This is a genomic window from Herbaspirillum frisingense, from assembly GCF_047325095.1.
GTDB lineage: Bacteria > Pseudomonadota > Gammaproteobacteria > Burkholderiales > Burkholderiaceae_D > Herbaspirillum > Herbaspirillum frisingense.
Window position 1 is genome coordinate 4130817 of record NZ_CP168558.1, and the last position, 19400, is coordinate 4150216.

At 64.5% G+C, this 19400-nt stretch carries 17 protein-coding genes; 2 read left to right on the forward strand and 15 right to left on the reverse strand.

The genetic code is table 11. From position 1 onward, the window contains the following. Positions 1–45: 45 nt before the first annotated feature. Entirely contained in the window at positions 46–1593 is a 1548-nt protein-coding gene (locus ACEOAC_RS18980) for a methyl-accepting chemotaxis protein (protein ID WP_413444457.1), read from the reverse strand. A gap of 381 nt (positions 1594–1974) precedes the next feature. On the opposite strand from ACEOAC_RS18980, the gene ACEOAC_RS18985 reads away from it, so the two are divergent. Further along, positions 1975–2580 carry a nucleotidyltransferase family protein gene (locus ACEOAC_RS18985; protein ID WP_413444458.1) on the forward strand — a complete coding sequence of 202 codons (606 nt, stop codon included), beginning with the start codon at positions 1975–1977 and terminating at the stop codon, positions 2578–2580. A gap of 40 nt (positions 2581–2620) precedes the next feature. Here the strand turns inward: ACEOAC_RS18985 and ACEOAC_RS18990 are convergent, their stop codons facing one another. The 10 genes from ACEOAC_RS18990 to ACEOAC_RS19035 all read right to left on the reverse strand — a co-directional run bounded on the left by ACEOAC_RS18990 (position 2621) and on the right by ACEOAC_RS19035 (position 13803). After that, on the reverse strand, positions 2621–2917 hold the full coding sequence (locus tag ACEOAC_RS18990) for a DNA-binding protein (RefSeq protein WP_077237742.1): 297 nt from the start codon (positions 2915–2917) through the stop codon (positions 2621–2623). Next, positions 2898–3248, reverse strand: a complete 351-nt coding sequence (locus tag ACEOAC_RS18995; RefSeq protein ID WP_413444459.1) for a type II toxin-antitoxin system RelE/ParE family toxin — start codon at positions 3246–3248, stop codon at positions 2898–2900. Before ACEOAC_RS18995 ends, ACEOAC_RS18990 begins: the two co-directional genes overlap by 20 nt. A gap of 328 nt (positions 3249–3576) precedes the next feature. After that, positions 3577–4893, reverse strand: coding sequence for an MFS transporter (locus tag ACEOAC_RS19000; protein ID WP_077237740.1), 1317 nt, complete (start codon positions 4891–4893; stop codon positions 3577–3579). A gap of 153 nt (positions 4894–5046) precedes the next feature. Then, complete coding sequence (locus tag ACEOAC_RS19005) at positions 5047–6201, reverse strand: FAD-dependent monooxygenase (protein WP_006465425.1); 1155 nt, start codon at positions 6199–6201, stop codon at positions 5047–5049. Between the two features lie 536 nt (positions 6202–6737). Then, positions 6738–7472: an ABC transporter ATP-binding protein gene (locus tag ACEOAC_RS19010; protein WP_413444461.1), complete on the reverse strand. Its 735-nt coding sequence runs from the start codon at positions 7470–7472 to the stop codon at positions 6738–6740. Further along, on the reverse strand, positions 7469–8239 hold the full coding sequence (locus ACEOAC_RS19015) for an ABC transporter ATP-binding protein (protein ID WP_413444462.1): 771 nt from the start codon (positions 8237–8239) through the stop codon (positions 7469–7471). Before ACEOAC_RS19015 ends, ACEOAC_RS19010 begins: the two co-directional genes overlap by 4 nt. Continuing rightward, on the reverse strand, positions 8236–10191 hold the full coding sequence (locus ACEOAC_RS19020; protein ID WP_413628514.1) for an ABC transporter permease: 1956 nt from the start codon (positions 10189–10191) through the stop codon (positions 8236–8238). Before ACEOAC_RS19020 ends, ACEOAC_RS19015 begins: the two co-directional genes overlap by 4 nt. 71 nt (positions 10192–10262) lie before the next feature. Continuing rightward, a complete protein-coding gene (locus ACEOAC_RS19025) occupies positions 10263–11450 on the reverse strand; it encodes an ABC transporter substrate-binding protein (protein ID WP_152486746.1) in 1188 nt (395 codons plus the stop codon). Positions 11451–11565: 115 nt separating this feature from the next. Beyond that, positions 11566–12606: a porin gene (locus ACEOAC_RS19030; protein ID WP_102661211.1), complete on the reverse strand. Its 1041-nt coding sequence runs from the start codon at positions 12604–12606 to the stop codon at positions 11566–11568. A gap of 582 nt (positions 12607–13188) precedes the next feature. Next, positions 13189–13803, reverse strand: a complete 615-nt coding sequence (locus ACEOAC_RS19035; protein WP_241812018.1) for a flavin reductase family protein — start codon at positions 13801–13803, stop codon at positions 13189–13191. Positions 13804–13996: 193 nt separating this feature from the next. Between ACEOAC_RS19035 and ACEOAC_RS19040 the strand changes: the two genes are divergently transcribed. Then, complete coding sequence (locus ACEOAC_RS19040) at positions 13997–14437, forward strand: MarR family winged helix-turn-helix transcriptional regulator (protein WP_006465432.1); 441 nt, start codon at positions 13997–13999, stop codon at positions 14435–14437. A gap of 19 nt (positions 14438–14456) precedes the next feature. Here ACEOAC_RS19040 and ACEOAC_RS19045 read toward each other — a convergent pair whose 3' ends face one another. From ACEOAC_RS19045 to ACEOAC_RS19060, 4 genes are read right to left on the reverse strand one after another with little or no spacing between them, the layout of a single operon-like run. Further along, on the reverse strand, positions 14457–16748 hold the full coding sequence (locus ACEOAC_RS19045) for a molybdopterin cofactor-binding domain-containing protein (RefSeq protein ID WP_413628515.1): 2292 nt from the start codon (positions 16746–16748) through the stop codon (positions 14457–14459). A gap of 59 nt (positions 16749–16807) precedes the next feature. Then, on the reverse strand, positions 16808–17431 hold the full coding sequence (locus ACEOAC_RS19050) for an isochorismatase family protein (RefSeq protein WP_413445477.1): 624 nt from the start codon (positions 17429–17431) through the stop codon (positions 16808–16810). A 44-nt stretch (positions 17432–17475) separates the two neighbouring features. After that, on the reverse strand, positions 17476–18531 hold the full coding sequence (locus ACEOAC_RS19055) for a hypothetical protein (RefSeq protein WP_006465435.1): 1056 nt from the start codon (positions 18529–18531) through the stop codon (positions 17476–17478). A gap of 41 nt (positions 18532–18572) precedes the next feature. After that, positions 18573–19397 (reverse strand): alpha/beta fold hydrolase, encoded by an 825-nt coding sequence (locus ACEOAC_RS19060; RefSeq protein ID WP_241812020.1) that lies wholly within the window; start codon positions 19395–19397, stop codon positions 18573–18575. Between the last annotated feature and the right edge of the window lie 3 nt (positions 19398–19400).

Below are 19400 nucleotides of genomic sequence, written 5' to 3' on the forward strand. Positions count from 1 at the left end.
AAGGATCATCGCTGGCGTGAACCCGCCAGCGATGACCATCTTTTGTCAGGCCGCCTGCAGGGCGAAGAAGGCCACTGCGCGTTTCAATTGCGCCGCCTGGTCTTCCAGCGACTTGGCGGCGGCCGCGGCCTGTTCCACCAGCGCCGCATTCTGCTGGGTCACGCCATCCATCTGGCCCACCGCCTGGTTGACCTGGTGGATGCCTTCGGCCTGTTCGCGGCTGGCGGTGCTGATCTCGCCCACCAGCGCGTGCGTACCGCGCACGCTGTCCACCACTTCCTGCATGGTCTTGCCGGCTTTCTCCACCAGCTGGCTACCGGCGCCGACCTTCTCCACCGAATCATCGATCAACTGCTTGATTTCCTTGGCCGCCGAGGCCGAGCGTTGCGCCAGGGCGCGCACTTCCGAGGCCACCACCGCGAAACCGCGTCCCTGCTCGCCGGCGCGAGCCGCTTCCACGGCGGCATTCAAGGCCAGGATATTGGTCTGGAAGGCGATGCCATCGATCACACCGATGATGTCCACGATCTTGCGCGAGGATTCGTTGATGTTGCCCATGGTGGCGATCAGTTCGTCCATCACCACCCCGCCCTGACCGGCGATCGATGCTGCCGAACGCACCAGATTGTCGGCCTGGCCGGCGTTCTCGGAATTGGTACGCACGCTGGAGGTGAGCTGTTCGATGGAGGCCGCGGTCTCTTCCAGCGCGCCGGCCTGTTCCTCGGTACGGGCCGAGAGGTCGAGGTTGCCGTTGGCGATTTCACCGGAGGCGATCGCAATGCTGTCGGCGCCATGGCGCACCGTGGACACCACACCGTGCAGGCGCTCGCTCATGCCCTGCAGCGAGGTCACCAGTTGCCCCAGTTCGTCTTGCCCCACGCTCACGGCGCGCGAAGTCAGGTCACCGGCCGCCACGCGCTGCGAGATCGCCAGCGCCGCGTGTACAGGTCGGGTGATGCTGCGCGTGAGCAGCACCGCGAAAGCCACGCCGCACAGCAGGATCACCCCTTCCAGCACGGCGATCTGCCATTGGCTGCTGGCCGCATCCTGCTGGATCTGCGCGGAAATGTCGTCGATGCGGGCGCGTTCGAAGTCGAGCAAGGCCCGCATGGCGTTCTGGGTTCCGGTGGCAATGCCCATGTACTGCTGCTGATAGAGCTGCTCCACCTTGACGGCATCGCCCTGCCTCTTGGCCGCGTAGATTTCATCGCGCACCGTCAGGAACTGCTTGCGGGCGACATTGATGGCGGCGAACAGCTTCTTTTCATCGTCACTGGTCAGGAGTGCTTCGACGTCCTTCAGGGTCTGCGCCGATTCCTTGCTGGACGCGGCCGCTTCCTTGGCGAGGAAGGCCTCGAGTTCAGGATCGCGGCTCTTGACCACCGTGGTGGTGCGCTGGATGGCGATCAGCAGCAAGGTATTCCATTGCGACACCAGGCGTTCGGTGCGCAGCGGCACGTCCATCATCTGTTGGGTCTGCTGGGCCACGGTCTTCAGTCGCCAGATGCCCACCGCCGCCACCAGCATCGAAAATACCAGCACCACGGCAAAGCCTGCACCCAGGCGTGAGCCGATACGTTTGTTCTTGATCATTCTTGTTTCCATCCCTGCGCGTTGTTCTCGGCGCCCCGGATGATGGACCCTCGCTGCGCCCCATCCCAGCCGGCTTGCCCCCTGATGCCGACTTCGCAACACCGTCCCTCTACGGTGCCTGCGTTACTGACATGCAATCGATTCTAGGAGCGCACTGCGTTGCCGACCATATCAAAATTAAGAATCCTGCCATGCCGATACGGCAACGATCTGACGCAAAGTGGCGGCCAGCATGAAAGGCATCGGACTGGCCCGTGGCAAGCTTGTCATTCGGATCACGTAAATTCCCCCTCACCCGGCAGCTTCTGCATCACTGCAGCAACGACAGGACAAACCTGGGCACAATAGCGGCTCCATCCGATTTCCCAAGGCCCTACCGGCATGATTCCATCAAGCTCCCCCATCGCCGTACTGCTGGCCGCCGGCCGTGGCAGCCGTTTCAACGACCGCGAGGAAAAGCTGCTGCAGCCCTTCGTCCATCACGACGGCCGCCCCGGCATGGTGGCCACCGCCAGCGCGGCGGCGCTGCTGGAAGTCATGCCGGTGGTCGCCGTGGTACAGGGGCCGGGCGTGTTGGCCGATGCCCTGCGCGAGATGGGCTGCACGGTCTGCATGCTGCCCCCGGGCGATCCACGTGAAATGAGCGCATCGCTGCGCCGCGGGCTGCAGCACAGCACGCAGGCATCAGGCTGGCTGATAGCGCTGGCCGACATGCCCCGGGTACGGCCCGCCACCGTGGCGCGGCTGCGCGACGCCTTGGTCGCCGGTGCGTCCATCGTGGCACCCGTGTCGCAAGGTCGGCGCGGCAACCCGGTGGGCTTCAGTTCAGCGCATCTGCCGGCGCTACTGGCCCTGCAGGGCGACCGCGGTGCACGGGGGCTGCTGGACGCGCATCCGGTAACGGAGATCGAGGTGATGGACGAGGGGATCTTTGCCGATATCGATACGCGGGAAGACCTGGAGCGCATGCGCGACCGGCGGGAATGAAGAAGGGACGTCGTAGCGTCCCTAACGTGGTGATGACTTCTCAGACTGCCAGCGGCTGCACCGCCAGTCGCAGACCCATGGCCTTCAGAATTGCGGTCAGACTGCTCAGCGCAGGATTGCCTTTCGGCGACAAGGTGCGATATAGCTGGGTCGGATTCAAATTCGCCTGCTCGGCCACCACCTGCATGCCTCCCACAGCTAGAGCCAACTGACGAAGCACACTCATCAATTCGGCCTGATCGCCATCGGTCAGAATGCTGTTGATGATCTCCAGCGCAAGCGCGGGATCGCTGCGATACAGCTCGGCCATCGCTTCATCATGGGGTCTGCTTCTCATCTGTCCCTCTCCTCTTCCAGTCCTGCCAACAATCCACCGCTCGCGCGATATCCATTTGCTGAGTCCGTTTATCTCCACAGCACAACAACAGGACAAGCTTGCGGCCAGCGCGTCCGTAGTACACCCAGTAACCCGGACCGATATCCACACGCAATTCCCATACGCCGTCTCTACAGAACCGGTGGTCGCCAAAATTGCCCTGCTCCAGACTACCGATTCGCCGCATGATCGCAATCCGTGCCTGCGCATCACGCAGGCGAACCAGCCAGCCGAGGTAGAGGTCATCCTGAGCGGGAGTCGTGAGGTAGTGCTCAACGTCGTAGAGCGCCATATTCGTTTATAAACGAATACAAGTCAACTGATTGCGCATCAGCCTTTTGCAACCAGACTTCTCTCGCAGTGCGATCGTGCCCACGAAAAGAAGCGACAGCCGCGTACTGTACTCGGTGATCTCTCGAAACATGATCTGCCCCTCTACTTTCGGAAAAGCGCAAAGCGTAGCCGGCAAATCCCCCGAGATCACAACCGTTACTGAATACCCATGCCTTCTTCCAAAAATATCGACGAGCCATCCCATGACGGCGAAGCAGGACGAAAAAAAAGCCACCGCACGCAGCGGTGGCTCCCTCGAAGCAACTGGCTCCGGCGGTACTAGAAACTCATTCCAGCGCCCGATTGCGCGACTCCACATCCACGCACAGGATCGCGACGGCACCGGCGACCAGGAAGGCCGACAGCATCACCAGCGACAGCGTGAAGTGGCTGGCCATGACCGGGGCGATGATGGCCGGGGCGAACAGGCCGCCGAAGCGGGCCACGGCACCTGCCGTGCCCATGCCGCTGGCGCGCAGGTCGGTCGGGTAGACCTCGGGCGTGAAGGCATACAACGCGGCCCAGGTGCCCAGCAGGGAGAAGCTCAGCAACAGCGTGGAACCGACCACCAGCTTGGGATCGTTGCCCAGGCTGTAGAGCATGCAGCCCACCGCCGACAACAACAGGAAACCGACCAGAGTGGGCTTGCGGCCCCAGCGTTCGACCCCGTAGGCCGACAGCGCATAGCCAGGCAACTGCACCAGCGCCAGGAAGATCAGGAAGATCTGGCCACGCATGAAACCGAAGCCCTCCGAACCCAGTTTGACCGGCAGGTAGACAAACACGCCATAGTAGGCAATCGAGATCAGCCCCCAGGCCAGGTACAGCGACAGGCTGCGGCGACGCAGGGCGGCCGAGAACAGCGCGCTCATGGGCTTGCGCTCCACCACTTCAGGCTGCAGTGGCGGAATCGGGGTGCTGCTGCCGTTGACCTTGGCGACCCGCTCCAGTACCTTGCGGGCGGCGTCGGACTTGCCGCTGCGGTTGAGGTACATGGGCGACTCCGGCACGTAGAAGCGCAGCACCACGCCCACCAGCGCCGGCAGGCCGGTGACGAAGAAGATCACGCGCCAGGCATCGTTGCCCCAACTCACCGCCACCAGTGCCAGCACCGCCAGGCAGATGGTGCCGATGGCCCAGAACGATTCCAGCATCACCAGCCAGCGACCGCGACGGGCGCTGGGCAGGAATTCGGCCATCATGGTGTAGTCCACCGGCAGCGTGCCACCCACGCCGATACCGGTCAGCAGGCGCAGTGCCAGCAACCAGGTGAAGTCGGGAGCGAAGGCCGAGGCCACGCCGAAACAGGCATCGATCACCACCGCGCACATGAGCACCGGACGACGGCCGATGCGGTCGGCCAGGCGACCGAAGACGAAGGCGCCCAGCAGCATGCCCACGAAGAACATGGTGCCACTCTGCAGTGCCTGCGGCACCGTCAGGCCGAAGGTCTTGGCGATGGTCGGCGCCGAAAAACCGATGGACAACACCTGCATCGCATCGGCCAGCCAGACCAGGCCGAAGATGACGAACAAGCGGTACTGGAACTTACCGACCCCGGCGGCCTGTAGCCCCTTTTCCACTGTCGCGGGTAGCGTGGACATGCAACTCTCCTCAAATGATCGAACCGGCAACCGGTCTTGCCGGCTGCCTGGCTTCGCCACCGGCGCTGTTCACCGGTGACATGAATGATGCAAGAGCCGGGCCATCTTCGCTTTCCCACGAAGCCGGCCCGGCGGTGATTCAGGCGAAACTGCTCAGGCCGCGGCCTTGCTCGGTGAGACCAGCGGCTCGGTGAAGACATCGTAGCCGAAGCACCACGACGGGTCTTCGTTGGTGCGCAGCCAGGTGTTCTCGTGCGAGATGCGCTGGACCTTGCTGGCACGGGTGGCACGGTTGGCTTCGTAGAGAGCGAAGGCGTCGGCGTAGTTGCTCACGCCCACTTCCTTGAAGCAGCGTGCCAGCATGGCGCCATCCTCGATGGCCATGGCCGCGCCCTGCGCCATGTGCGGCTTCATCGGGTGGCAGGCATCGCCCAGCAGCACCAGGCGGCCACGGCTCCACAGCGGCAGCGGGTCGCGCTCCAGCAGCGACCACTTGGTCACTTCCACGGTAGCGTCCACCAGCGCCTGCACGGTCGGGTGCCAGCCACGGAAGGTCTCGCGCATCTCTTCCTTGCTGGAAGGCAGCCAGCGGTCGTTCAGGTCCCACTTCTCGACCGGCACACCGGTCACGTAGTAGAGCTCGTCAGCCTTGCTGGTGACGAAGTAGGTCATCATGTGACGGTCATCGCTCCACCACTTCACGCAGGCATCGAAGGGCAGCATGCCGGCCTTGACCTCGGGGGTGGGGAACACGGCGCGGTGCGCCAGGTAACCGGCGTACTTGGGCGGTTCCACGCCCAGCAGTTCTTCGCGGATGCGGGAGTTGACGCCATCGGCGCCGATGACGATGTCGGCCTCTTCGGTGGTGCCGTCGGCAAAGCTGAGGATGACCACGTTGCCGCGATCCTCGACCTTGGTCAGGCACTTGTCGAAGCTCACGCGATCGCTGGGCAAGGCCTTGATCAGCAGTTCATGGAAATCGCCACGATGCACCGTCAGGTAGGAAGCGCCATAGTGCTTGACGGCGTAGTCGCCCAGCGGAATCTGCGCCAGCACGTCGCCGGTCTCCCAGTGACGGCTGTACCAGAAGTCGGGACGCGAACCCTGGCGGTTCATCTCATCCTCGATGCCGATGCGACGCAGCACCTTCATCACATTGGGGCCGACGTGGATGCCAGCTCCCAGGCGGGAGAAACCGGGCGCCTGCTCATAGACGCGCACATTGAAACCTTCCTGCAGCAGCAGCGCCGCCGTAGCGGCACCGCCCAGGCCTGCGCCAACGACGGCGATACGTGGGGAATTGGACACTCTGATCTCCTTGCGAAATAGGTAGGAAGCTGGGTTGAAGCCGGGATAAAAGCGACGACGGAAACGATCCTGATACGTCGAATGAAATACAGTGTACACACTCTATTTTTAAAAGAATAGAGGTTTGATGAAGAGATTTTTCGTGCTGCATTGCAGTGCGAAACATGACCAATAACAGGGCGATAAATGCCAGTTTGGTGCGGAATTCCGGGGAATGGAAGAGAATTGAAGCCGATCTGCCGGGTCGCTTGATTTAAAGCGTACACATCATTTATTGCACAAGCAGGCAGGGCTTTTTCCGCCCCCAGGCAGGCCGCAGGCGGCAGGCAGCGTCCACACCCGGCCGCGTCGGCCGGCAGCTCCACCCTGCCGTTCTGGCGGGGCGGCGCTGCCGCCATGGGCCGGCTTGTTGATCGGGAGCACCCCAACCGGAGAAGCACGCCACCCTTATGCAGCGCAACAAACCAGGCAAGAGAGGAAATGACGATCAAGCTACGGCGATCCCGCCGCCACCTCCACCCACGCCAGCTGCCCTGCTACACCGACAGGTAAGCCCGTCGCACCTCTTCGTCTGCCGCCAGTTGCGCCATGCTGCCCTGGTAACGGATATGACCGTTCTCCAGCACGTAGGCACGGTCGCTGACCAGTTCGGCGAAGTGCAGGTTCTGCTCCGACAACAGGATGGCCATGCCTTCGCGCTTCAGGGTCATGATCATGTTGGCCATCTGTTCGACGATGACCGGTGCCACCCCTTCCGAGGGCTCGTCCAGCAGCACCAGGTAGGGGTTGCCCATGAGCGTGCGCGAGACGGTCAGCATCTGCTGCTCGCCACCACTCATCTGGCCGCCCGGGCGGTCCGGCATTTCACCCAGGTTGGGGAAGAGCTGGAACAGCTTTTCCGGCGTCCACTGGACCGCCCCTTCCCGCGCCGGCTGGCGGCCCACCTCCAGGTTTTCCATCACCGACAGGTCGGAAAAGACGCGCCGGTCTTCGGGTACGAAGCCCATGCCGTCGCGGGCGATCTCATAGGGACGGGCGCGGCTGATGTCCTTGCCGCGAAAACTGACTTCGCCCTCGGCCCGGTCCAGCAGGCCCATCACCGCCTTCATGGTGGTGGACTTGCCGGCGCCGTTGCGCCCCATCAGGGCGACCACTTCGCCGCGCCCCACCTCCAGGGCGACGTCGAACAGGATGTGGGCGCGCCCATAGAAGGCGTTCAGTGCGCTGACCTTGAGCAGCGGATCGGTCTTGGGGGATATGGTGACGCTCACGATGGGCTTCCTTCCTTCTCGAATGTCTTGCCGCTGCCGAAATAGACTTCCTGCACCTTGGGATGATTGCGGATGGTCTCGCCATCGCCCTCGGCGATCAGTTGCCCGCGCGCCAGCACGATCATTCGGTCGGCAAAAGCAAACACCACATCCATGCTGTGCTCGGTGAAGAGCACCGACATGTTCTTTTCCAGCACCAGGCGCTTGGTGAGGGCCATCAGTTCATTGCGCTCCTTGGGCGCCATGCCGGCCGTGGGCTCGTCCATCAGCAACAGGCGCGGCCGGTTGGCCAGGGCGATGGCCAGCTCCACCCGCTTGACGTCGCCATAGGCCAGCACGCCGCAGGGGCGCCGCGCCTGGGCGGCCATGCCGACCTGCTCTAGCAGGGCCATGGCCTCATCGGCAAAGTAGGAGCCCGCCGGACGCCACAGACCGAACAGCTTGCGCTGGCGCGACATCAGCGCCATCTGCACGTTTTCCAGCACGGTCATGGAACTGAAGGTGGCCGAGATCTGGAAGGTGCGCCCGACACCGAGCCGCCAGATGTCACGCGGCTTCATGCCGGCGATATCGTGGCCGTCGAAGCGGATGCTGCCGGTCTCGGGCCGGTACTGGCCGTTGAGGATATTGAAGCAGGTCGACTTGCCGGCGCCATTCGGCCCCAGCAGTGCCAGCAACTGGCCCGGCGGCAGCTCGAAAGAGACGCCATTGACGGCCTTGTTGCCACCGAAGGATTTACTGATGTTGTCTACTGTCAGCAGGCTCATGCCGCCTCCTTGCCGATACCGGCTTTCAGTTCCGGGGCCCCACCGTTCCCCTTGCTCCCCTTGCTCCCCTGGCGCGCCGGGCCACCGAGGAAGCGCTGGAAATAGCCGGCGATGCCCGCCGGGAACAGCAGCACCAGCGCCAGGATCACCAGCCCGAGAATGGCACGCCAGTAATCGGTCTCGCGTGCGATCACATCCTGCAGCCAGGTGAAGACCGATGCGCCCACCACCGGCCCCAGCAGGGTCTGCAGGCCGCCCAGCATGACCATCACCAGACCATCGACCGACCGGCTCACACTGATGGCTTCCGGCGAGATGCTGCCCTTGGAGAAGGCGAACAACACCCCGGCCGCGCCACAGAATACGCCGGCCAGCGCAAAGGCCAGCCATTGCATGCGCTTGACGTCGATGCCGATGGCGTCCGAACGCAGCACCGAATCACGGGCGGCGCGCATGGCATAGCCGAAAGGCGCGAACAGCACGCGGCGCAACAGCAGCAGGCCGGCCACCGCGCACGCCAGCGCCAGGTAGTAATAGGCCAGCGGCGACGCCAGCCAGGCTGCCGGCCAGACGCCGACCAGCCCGTTGCTGCCGCCGGTGACCTCATCCCATTGATAGATGATGGCCCAGACGATCTGTGCGAAGGCCAGGGTCAGCATGGCCAGGTACACGCCCGACAGGCGCACGCTGAACCAGCCGAACAGCAGCGCGCCCAGCCCGGCCACCAGCGGACCGACCACCAGCGCCAGTTCCATCGGCCAGTGCAGCTTGACCACCAGCATCGCCGCCGCATAGGCACCCAGCCCGAAATAGGCCGCGTGACCGAAGGAATGCATGCCGCCCGGCCCCATGATGAAGTGCAGGCTGGCCGCAAACAGCACGGCGATGAAGATCTCCACCAGCAGCACCGTCAGGTAGGGGAAGCTGTGCGACAGCAAGGGTGCTGCCAGCAACAGCGCCACGGCGGCCCAGGCCAGCTTGCGCACGCCGGCGCCGGCCGGGGCCAGCGGCGCTTCCGGCTGGCCGGTACTGCGAGCGGCAGCCTGGGGCTTGCCCATCAGACCCCAGGGACGGACCACCAGGATCACCGCCATGACCAGGAATTCCACCACCAGCGTCAGCTTGGACAGCGAGATCACCACCCCGAACACCGACACCTGGCCGATGGCCACGCACAGGGCCTTGATCTCGGCAATCAGCAGGGCCGCCAGGAAGGCACCGGGGATCGACCCCATGCCGCCGACCACCACCACCACGAAGGCGTTGCCGATGGTCTCCAGGTCCAGCGCCAGGTTGGCGGGGATGCGCGGCCCCTGCAGGGCGCCGCCCAGGCCAGCCAGGAAGCAGCCCAGCGCGAACACGCCGGTAAACAGCCAGGACTGGTTGATGCCCAGGGCGCCGACCATTTCGCGGTCCTGGGTGGCGGCGCGGATCAGAGTCCCCCAGCGGGTGCGGTTCAGGACCAGCCACAGCACGCCCAACACCAGCGGGCCGATGGCGATGAGCACCAGGTCGTATTGCGGAATGCGCCGGCCCAGCAGTTGCACCGCGCCACCCAGGCCGGGCGCGCGTGGGCCGAACAGGTCTTCCGGCCCCCACAGGTAGAGCGCGGCATCCTTGAACACCAGCACCAGCGCAAAGGTCGCCAGCAGCTGGAACAGTTCCGGGGCGCGGTAGATGCGGCGCAGGATGAGGATTTCCACCAGCGCGCCCAGCACCGCCACGGCCATCGCCGAGAGCAGTACCGCGCTCCAGAAACCGAGGCCGCTGGCGCCGATCAAGGACACCAGCGTGTACACCACATAGATGCCCACCATGTAGAACGAGCCGTGGGCGAAGTTGACGATGCGCGTGACACCGAAGATCAGCGACAGGCCGGCCGCCACCAGGAACATGGTGGAAGCGTCGGCCAGCCCGTTGATCATCTGCACGATCAGGCTAGAGAGAGTCATGCTTTATCCCCTGTGACCACGGTCCCGCGCAGCACGGGGCTGCGCAGGACCGCTGCAAGGCGTGTACCAGCTCAGTTGGCCGCACGCAGTTTCTTGACTTCGGCATCCGGCAATTGCACCGAAGCGCCATCGACGTAGCTGAAGTTGACCATGATGCCGCGACCATCCTTGAGTGCCGTACGTCCCACGTGGGCGCCCAGGGTGGACTGGTGGTCCTGGCTGCGATAGACGATGGGGCCGGACGGGGTCGCGACCTTCAGGCCCGAGAAGGCGGCCGCCAGCTTGTCGCTCTCCACCGAGCCAGCCGCCTTGATGCCGGTGGCGATCGACATCAGCGCCACATAGCCGACCAGGGACCCGTTGCGCGGGTAGTCATTGAATTTCTTGCGATAGGCGTCGACGAATTTCTTGTGCTCGGGCGTATCGATGGCATACCAGGGGTAGCCGGTGACGATCCAGTTGACGGGTGCCTCGTTCTTCAGCGGATCGAGATATTCCGGCTCGCCGGTCAGCAGCGACACCACTTCGCGTCCCTCGAACAGGCCACGGGTATTGCCCTCGCGCACGAACTTGCCGAGATCGGCACCGAAGAGCGCATTGAAGATCGCATCCGGCTTGGCATCGGCCAGCGCCTGGGTAACCGAACCGGCATCGATCTTGCCCAGGGGCGGCGCCTGTTCGGCGACGAATTCGATATCCGGCTGGCGCTCCTGCATCAGCTTCTTGAAGGTGGCGATGGCGGACTGGCCGTATTCGTAGTTGGGATAGACCAGCGCCCAGCGCTTCTTCTTCAGCTTGGCCGCTTCGTTGACCAGCGAGGCCACCAGCATGTAGGTGGAGGGACGCAGGCGATAGGTGTACTGGTTGCCGTTCTGCCAGACGATCTTGTCGGTCAGCGGTTCAGCCGCCAGGAAGAAGATCTTGCGCTGCTTGGCATAGTCGGTCAGTGCCAGGCCGGTGTTGGAGAGGAAGCCGCCGAACAGCAGCGACACCTGTTCGCGGGTCACCAGTTCCTCGGCCACCCGCACCGAGTCACCGGGATTGCCGTTGTCATCGCGGGAGATGATTTCCACCTTCTTGCCCAGCAGGCCGCCGGCGGCATTGATTTCTTCCTGGGCCAGTTCCCAGCCACGGCGGTACGGTTCGAGGAAGGCCGGTTGGGCCTTGTAGCTGTTGACTTCGCCAATCTTGATGGTGGATTGGGCCAGTGCGCCGGCAGCGGCCGTCAGGCCCAGTGCAGCGACAACGAGATGCTTCAGATGCTTGAGATGGAGGGAGACGTTCACGATCTTTCCTTTCTGCACCCGCAGGTGCAAGCAACAGCAGGGGAAGGAAGGCGCGCCGGGTGGAGCCCGCGCACCTTCCGGCAGCGCATCAGAACAGGTGACGGATACCGAACTGTATGCCGTTCACCGTGCCGCCACTGGCGGGCACGTTCTTGGTGATCGGTGCGGCACCGGCCAGCGAGAAGGTGGCGCCGTTGCTGTTGGTCAGGTGGGCATAGGTGGTGTAGAGCATGGTGCGCTTGGACAGGTCATAGGTGCCGATCAGGCTGATCTGGCGGGCATCACGGCCGGCGCCGGTGCTGTCCTTGGCCCAGCCGTAGCCGGCCCCGATGGTGGCCTGCGCGCTCAGGCGATAGTTGGCCGAGATCGAGTACGCGCCGTAGTAGCTGCCGCGCACATTGGTGGTGGCAGCCGCACCGAGGTTGTTGCCACGGTAGTAGCCCAGGAAGATCTTGCCGTTGCCGTAGTCATAGGCACCCCCGGCGAAGGTGGAGCGGATGGCGATGTTGTCGTTGGCGCTGTTCTGGGTGGAATGGCTCAGGCCCAGGTAGAACGGACCGCTTTCGTACTCGCCGGCCAGCATATAGGTGGACAGGCCGTTCTTGGGCGTGGTCTGCTCGCCCAGGCCGTAGTAGGCCTGCAGCTTGAAGCCGCGCATCACCGGCGAGATATAGCCGATCACGTTGTCGTAGCGTGGCGTGTAGGCCGAGACATTGTTCAGGAAGGAGGCATAGGTCGCACCGGCAAAGGCATCCAGGCGCGCAATCATCAGGAAGCCCGGCGAGTTCTGCCGACCCAGGCGCAGCTCACCCAGGTTATTGGCCAGGCCGACCCAGGACTGGCGGTTGAACAGGCGGGTGCTGTCGTGCATGCCACCGGTGTCGGAGGCGAAGCCGTTTTCCATCTGGAAGTTGGCGCGCAGGCCGCCACCCAGGTCTTCGGTCCCCTTGAAGCCCAGGCGGCTGGCCTGGTAGCCGCCGCTGTCCAGCGACACCACCGAACCGCGACCGCTCGCATTGGTGTAGCCCAGGTAGGTATCGACCACGCCATAGATGGTGACGTTGGATTGCGCCATCGCGCCGCTCGCGCAGAACAGACTGCCGGCCGCGAGTGCCCATGCTTTTTTCATGTTGTTTTCCCTTTTGTTGAAGTGTTGGAGGTGTTGCTGGTGATGCAGTTACTGCAGGTGCTGCTTTCCTGCCTGGCCCGGTGATCCGGGCTTCTGTCTGAAACTGTCTTCGGCGCTTGTCTGGTGTTGTCCTGCACGCTGTGGCTGCGGCATTGGCGAGGCCGTACAACGGCACTGGAAAGCCTCGCCGATCACTTCTTTTTTATGACGTATGCGCTCTATATTTTGAGTGTTAGCAAAATACAGGCCAGCCTTGACCCAGCTCAAGAAGCTCAGGTATTCACTGCTTTACTATTGGATTAACGCGCTACATACGGGGTTCTACAGCTTGTCTCCACGGCGCCCCGAAAACCGTCTTTGCATTTCTTATTTATAATGTGTACACCATATTAATGCGAAACCGGAAAACTGCACAAGCAGAGTGCGTTGTGCACCACGACATCGCGTCGACGGCAACGCAAATGGCGACATCGAAAATGGAAGAAGCGCGGTCGGCAGACCGGCGAAGCAGGAAGGTGACATCGCCAGCGGCGGGTGCAGCGGTGGCCGCACCGCCCTGGTCGAGGAGGGGGAAGTGGGGAATCAGCGTGGACGCGGCAAGGTGAAGTTGGATTCGGTACGGCTGCGGCCATACCATTCGCCGCCCATGCGGAAGAGCAGATCGACCTGGCCCGGATCTAGCTTGCCATCGGCATCCAGCAACTGGTCATCCACGTGTGCGGCCAGCACCTGACCGAAGATCAGGTGGCAGGACGGCTCATGGCGCGGATAGGGCTCCATCATCGCCAGCTTGCACTCGAAGCTGGCCACCGCACCCTCGACGCGGGGCGGCTGTACCAGTTGGCTGGGCGCGGCCTGCAGACCGCAGGCCTCGAATTCGCTGACGCCGGCCTCGAAGGGAAAGGACGTCGCATTCAAGGCCTGGGCCTGCGCCGGTGCGGCCAGGTTGACCACGAACTCGCCGCTGGCACTGATGTTGTTGACGGTGTCCTTGAGCTTGCCACCCCGCTGCAGCAGCGGGCTGATCAGCAGGGTCGGCGGCTTGCCGGTGATCATCTGGAAGAAGCTGAACGGCGCCAGGTTGGCCCGCCCCTGCCCGTCCAGCGTGGAAACCCAGGCGATAGGACGGGGCACGATCAGCGCCGACATCCATTCATAAGCTTCGACGGGCTTGAGCCCTGCGAAATCGATCAACATTGTTCAACTCTCTCCGATGACAAGCACGACAACTCTCAAATCGGCGCCCCGCAAGCGCGCCAAGGCATCCGTGGCAGGCAAGGCCGCAGCGACGCTTGCCTATACAGCCGGCAGGCAGGACATTAGAATCAGCAGCTGCCCCCTGCTCGCCGCCGGCGAACAAGGCATGCCAAGCCACCCATCCCTTGCGCCAATGACCAAGAAGCCCGCCACCGCCGACTATCATTTCTCCGACCAGATCGGGCACCTGCTGCGCCGCGCCTACCAGCGCCACGCCGCCATTTTCCAGCAACATATCCCGGATTCGCAACTGACGGCGGCGCAGTTCGTGACGCTGTGCGCCATCCGCGACCTGCAGACCTGCTCGCTCTCTGACATCGTCAAGGTGACCGCCATCGACCAGGCCACCATCCGCGGCATCGTCGAACGCCTGAAGGCACGCGACCTGATTGAGCTGTCCCATGACGAGGCCGACCGCCGCAAGGTCCTGGTGTCGCTCAGCAAGAACGCCACCGCGCTGGTGGCCGATACCGTCCCCTTCGCCGCCCAGATCACCGAGGCCACCTATGGCAACCTCAATCCGGCCGAGCGGGTGGCACTGGTGTTCCTGCTGCGCAAGATGATCGACGAATAAGGCCGGGCCGCCGAATCGTTCACACCGCCGGCAAGGGCTCGCGCAGCCCCGCCAGGATGCATTCCGCATTGAAGGGCGGCTGGCGGAAGCGACGCCCGGTGGCATCGAAGAGCGCATTGGACAGCGCCGCCGCGCTCGGCACCGAGGCCGATTCGCCCGCCCCCATGGGGGGCTGGTCCTGGCGCTGCATCAGCACGATCTCGATGGGCGGCACTTCCGTGAAATGCAGGATGGGATAGGCGCCCCACTCCAGGCTGGTGGTCCCTTGCGGGCCGAAACTGACCCGCTCCTTCAAGACCCGGCTCAGCGATTGCAGGATGTTGCCGTGCATCTGGTGGCGCACGCCATCGGGATTGACCATCATGCCGGTATCCTGCCCCACCACCAGCGATGTCACCTTCAGCGCGCCATCGGCGGGATCGACTTCGATATCGATGACCCAGGCCGACCAGGCCGCACCAAACCCGGGGAACTTGCTGTGGACATAGCGCGCATAGGCGATGCCGCGCCCGCGCAGCTTGCCGTCGGACTCCGGCCTGCCACGCGAACCGCTGGCACCGGCCACCCAGCCAGCCTTCTCCGCCACCGCCTGCAGCAGCGCGCTGGCGCGCTCGTCGGGCAGGTGCGCCAGGCGATAGGCCAGGCGATCCTCCCGGGCCAGCTCGGCCAGTTCATCGATGAAGACCTCATGGGCAAAGGAGTTCGGCATGGCCGAGACTCCGCGCAACCAGCCGGCACGCACGATGGGCGCGACGTCGTCGCAATCGATCTGCAGGTGTGGGTAGGCATAGGGCGGCACGGCGGTGCGGTCGCCCATCTCCAGCACGCGGGGCTCGGGGGCGATCCTGCCGGTGAGCAGCAGCGCCAGCACCGGCGCATCGTTGGAGGGATAACGGGTCTGGAAGCCATAGGCCGACAGCCGGCCCGCTTCATCGATGGCACCACGCACCTGCATCAATTGCGCCGCGCCCTTGGGTTCCCAGGCATGCTCCTGCTCGCGGGTGAGCTGCACCCGCACCGGGCGTCCCACCGCGCGTGACAACAGGGCGGCATCGGCCACCACGTCATCGGCACAGTTGCGGCCATAGCAACCGGCGGCTTCCAGCCGGATCACTTCGATCTTTCCTTCATCGAGCTCGCACAGGCGCGAGAGGTCGATGCGCATGACATGCGGATTCTGCGTGCCGGACCAGACGGTCAGGCCATCCTCGCGATAATCGGCCACCGCGCAGGAAGGGCCGATGGAGGCATGCATCTGGTAAGGCCAGACATAGGTGCGCTCGATGCGCTGGGCAGCGCTGCCCATGGCGGCATCCAGATCGCCCTGGCGCACCAGTTCGCGGCGCTTGGCCGGCAGCTCGCGCAGGCGGGTCTCCAGATCGTCCATGGCGGGTAGCGGCGGGATGTCCTTCCAGCGCAGCTTCAATTCGCGCATGGCACGCTGCGCCTGTTCCTCGCGCTCGGCCACCACGCCGACGAAATCGCCCTGCACCACCACCGCCACCAGCCCGGGGATGTGAGCCACGGAATCCTGGTCCACCGACAGCAGGCTGTTGCCGATGAAGTCACCACCATCGCGCCCCGGATGCGGCGGCCGCACCACGCGGCCATGCAGCATGCCCGGCACACGCACGTCGTGCACATAGACCGGCTCGGCACGCACCTTGGCGGGAATATCGACGCGCTGCGAACTGCGGCCTACCAGGGTGTACTGGCTGGCCGGCTTCAACGGTACGTCGCCGGGGTCGAGGGTGAGGACGATCTTCTGCCCGGCCAGCAGGGTGAAATAGCTGGTACTGCGCTCCGGTTGGTCGGCATCCGTAATGCGCCCCGCTTCGATGCGCAGGCGCGCGACAGGAATACCCCACTGCGCGGCCGCCATGGCCAGCAGGTGCTCGCGCGCCTGGGCTGCGGCCTTGCGCAGCGGCACGGCGGAAATCTGGATGGTGGCACTGGCAATGGTGGGGCCCTGGTTGGGGGCTTCCTCGGTGTGACCGAGGATCATGGTGACGCAGTCCATGTCCACGCTCAATTCCTCGGCCACGATTTGCGCCAGTGAAGTGCGGATGCCGGTGCCGAGATCGACGTGACCGTTGAAGGCCAGCACCCGGCCCTCTGCCAGCAGGGCCACGAACACGTCCGGCAGCGGCTGCACATAGGACGAAGCCGCGCCGGGCTGGCGGGGCGCGGGCTTGGCACCGGGTTGCGGGGCGCGGGTCACCAGCAGCGCGTCGCCACGCTCCAGCAGTTGACGGCGCGCCTCGCGGGGCGTCTGACCGGATGGTTGGCCGGGAGGATTGGTTGCTTGCATCTCAAACCATGGTGCACATCAGATTCATCACGACCCAGACCGTCACCGCCGTCCGGGCATCAAGGCTGGGCGACCACCTTCAGGGCTTCGTCCAGCGGCATCACGGCCGCGTACTTCTGCGCCATGTCGAACAGGTTGGCCTCATGCGGGCCGATGGCGCGGTCACCCACGCAATCGGACACCACCAGCGGGCGGAAACCCCAGGACATGGCATCGACCACACTGGCGCGCACGCAACCACTGGTCACGGCACCGGCCACCAGCAGGGTCTGCACGCCGTGCTGGGTCAGCCACGGTGCCAGCGAGGTACCGAAGAAGGCCGACGGCACGGTCTTGCGCACCACCAGCTCACCGGCGACCGGGGTCAGTTCCGGCACGATGGCGCTGCCCGGCAGGTCTTCCTTCAGGGTCACCATGCCCGGCACCTTCATGCCGAAGATGTTGCGGTCGGCATCATCGTCGGCGAACACGATGCGGCTGTGCGCCACCGGCCAGCCATGCTGGCGCGCATGGGCCAGCAGGCTGCGCGTGCGTTCGATGGCCGGGCCGATGTTGCCGCCGCCGAACTGGGCCGGGTCGGCGAAGCTGTTGACGAAATCGACGATCAGCAGACCGAACGGCGGTTTCATTTCCAGCGTCTGGCCGAAGCCCTGGCGCTGGTAGGTTTCCACTTCCTTGTGCATCGTATCTTCCTTTTGAAGAGGCTGCCGGGTGCACCCGGCTGGCCTCATTGCGAATTGCCGTAGACGAAGCCGTCCAGCACCTTGCCGTCCTTGACCACCGGCGTGCCATCCAGCGCCACCGTGCAACGGCGCAGGGGGATGTCGATGTGGCAGGCGGTGGTGCGGCTGCCGCCGGCTTCGTTGTTGGGGCCGAAGGAGAACAGGAAATTGCCTTCGTAGGCGCGGGCATCCATGCCGATGGTGGCTTCGCGGTCGTACATGGCCAGCGTGGACCATTGCGCGCGCGGTTGCAGCCCCCAGCCGATGTGCGACATGGCATAGGCTTCCGGGTCCTTGAAGGAGGCCATGTAGTCGCTCAGCAGCTCGGCATCCAGGCCGCCCTCGATGTCGGTGACGAAACCGTCCTTGACGGTGACCACGATGGCTTCCTGGGCATAGCATTTCATGGGCAGCAGGATATCGCCGCGATCAATCACCAGGGTGCCGTTGGTCTGACGCTCATTGGGCCAGGTCAGCACGAAGCCGCTGGGCCAGTGGTCCCAGCGTCCCGGCTGATCGACGAAGCCGTATTCCTGGATCACCGGGAATTCGCCCAGCGGGCAGCGCAGGTCGGTCCCGGCGTCCGAGGTGATGTGCATCTCGCGCTTGCCCTCCAGCAGACGCGCCGCCTGCGATACGCGGCGCCGGTCGTCTGCGCTGGGGACCATGCGCACCAACACCTCGGGCGGCTCCACGGCCAGCAGGATCTTGGTGCCGGTGGAAAGGATGTCGTGCTGCTCGGGCGAGAACAGCAGGGTCATCAGGTCCAGCACCAGGTCGCTTTCCTTGAGGGCGGCGATGGCGGCGCGGTTGCCGGTCAGGGGCGTGGTGCCGAGATAGGCCAGGGAGTCGCGGCTCAGGGCTTTCTCGGCATTGACCGGCGGCAGGTCCAGCCGATTGACGGTGGCGCCCATGAGCGCGGCGGCGGTCATGGCAGTGGACAGGGTCTGCGGATGGGTGCTGCTGCTGGTGAGCACGGTGACGATCTGTCCCGGCTCCAGCTTCGACAGGGTCAGCACCTCTTTCCAGGCGCTGATCAGGTCATGGTCGCTGACGGCCATGGTGTTCTCCTTTGCAATCGGTCTTGCGATGAACGCGGCCCTTACAGCGGCGCGCCGAGGAAGTCGCCAAAGGCGGCGTAGAAGCCGGCCTCGTTGTCCCAGGGGATCATGTGGCCGGCGTCTTCCACCCGGCTCACCACCAGCTGCGGCAAGAGGCCCTGCAGTTCCTGCACATCCTCGGGCAGGATGACGTCGCCGCGCGAGGCCTGCATCAACATCACCGGCAGCTTCAGGGCCGGCAGGTCGGCATGGAAATCATCGGTATGGAAGCCCTCGAAGCTGGCGATCACGGCCCGCTCGTCGCAGGTGTGCAGCCACTCGGCACGCAGTTGCAGTTGCTGTTCGGTCCAGGTCGGGCAGAAGGCGCGCATCTGCTCGGCCGAGCAACCCTCGCGCGCCAGGCGCATGGAATCCACGTACCAGGGCAGCTTGGAGGGATAGGCGCGACGACCCGGGCCGGAGACCGGCGGATCGACCATCACCAGCCGCGTCAGGCCGCGCGGCTGCTGGCTGGCGGCGCGGGCGCCGATGCGTCCGCCCATGGAGTGCCCGACCACTGCATAGCGCTCCAGGCCGAGCGCTTCAGCCAGGGCGATGACATCAGCCGCCTGCGCATCCAGGCTGTAGTCCAGCGTCTCCGAGGCCGAGGACAGGCCACGGCCGCGCACATCCAGCACATAGGTATCGAACTGCTGGCCGAACCGTTCGCCGACGAAGCCCCAGGTCACTGCCGGGCTGGTGATGCCGGGGACGATGATGACGGCGTCGCGGCCGGCACGTGCGCCATCCTTGCCGCCGAAGCGCAGGTAATGCTGGCGGATGCCGTTGGCCAGGATGTTGGCGCCGTAGAGGAAGCTGCTCTGCATGGC

What these genes read in the sequence shown, in the direction of transcription:
- ACEOAC_RS19030 (WP_102661211.1), bottom strand. Translation starts at nt 12,606, where the DNA reads ATGAAAAAAGCATGGGCACTCGCGGCCGGCAGTCTGTTCTGCGCGAGC.
- ACEOAC_RS18985 (WP_413444458.1), top strand. Translation starts at nt 1,975, where the DNA reads ATGATTCCATCAAGCTCCCCCATCGCCGTACTGCTGGCCGCCGGCCGT.
- ACEOAC_RS18995 (WP_413444459.1), bottom strand. Translation starts at nt 3,248, where the DNA reads ATGGCGCTCTACGACGTTGAGCACTACCTCACGACTCCCGCTCAGGAT.
- ACEOAC_RS19035 (WP_241812018.1), bottom strand. Translation starts at nt 13,803, where the DNA reads ATGTTGATCGATTTCGCAGGGCTCAAGCCCGTCGAAGCTTATGAATGG.
- ACEOAC_RS19045 (WP_413628515.1), bottom strand. Translation starts at nt 16,748, where the DNA reads ATGCAAGCAACCAATCCTCCCGGCCAACCATCCGGTCAGACGCCCCGC.
- ACEOAC_RS19055 (WP_006465435.1), bottom strand. Translation starts at nt 18,531, where the DNA reads ATGGCCGTCAGCGACCATGACCTGATCAGCGCCTGGAAAGAGGTGCTG.
- ACEOAC_RS19060 (WP_241812020.1), bottom strand. Translation starts at nt 19,397, where the DNA reads ATGCAGAGCAGCTTCCTCTACGGCGCCAACATCCTGGCCAACGGCATC.
- ACEOAC_RS19040 (WP_006465432.1), top strand. Translation starts at nt 13,997, where the DNA reads ATGACCAAGAAGCCCGCCACCGCCGACTATCATTTCTCCGACCAGATC.
- ACEOAC_RS19015 (WP_413444462.1), bottom strand. Translation starts at nt 8,239, where the DNA reads ATGAGCCTGCTGACAGTAGACAACATCAGTAAATCCTTCGGTGGCAAC.
- ACEOAC_RS18980 (WP_413444457.1), bottom strand. Translation starts at nt 1,593, where the DNA reads ATGATCAAGAACAAACGTATCGGCTCACGCCTGGGTGCAGGCTTTGCC.
- ACEOAC_RS19050 (WP_413445477.1), bottom strand. Translation starts at nt 17,431, where the DNA reads ATGCACAAGGAAGTGGAAACCTACCAGCGCCAGGGCTTCGGCCAGACG.
- ACEOAC_RS19020 (WP_413628514.1), bottom strand. Translation starts at nt 10,191, where the DNA reads ATGACTCTCTCTAGCCTGATCGTGCAGATGATCAACGGGCTGGCCGAC.
- ACEOAC_RS19000 (WP_077237740.1), bottom strand. Translation starts at nt 4,893, where the DNA reads ATGTCCACGCTACCCGCGACAGTGGAAAAGGGGCTACAGGCCGCCGGG.
- ACEOAC_RS18990 (WP_077237742.1), bottom strand. Translation starts at nt 2,917, where the DNA reads ATGAGAAGCAGACCCCATGATGAAGCGATGGCCGAGCTGTATCGCAGC.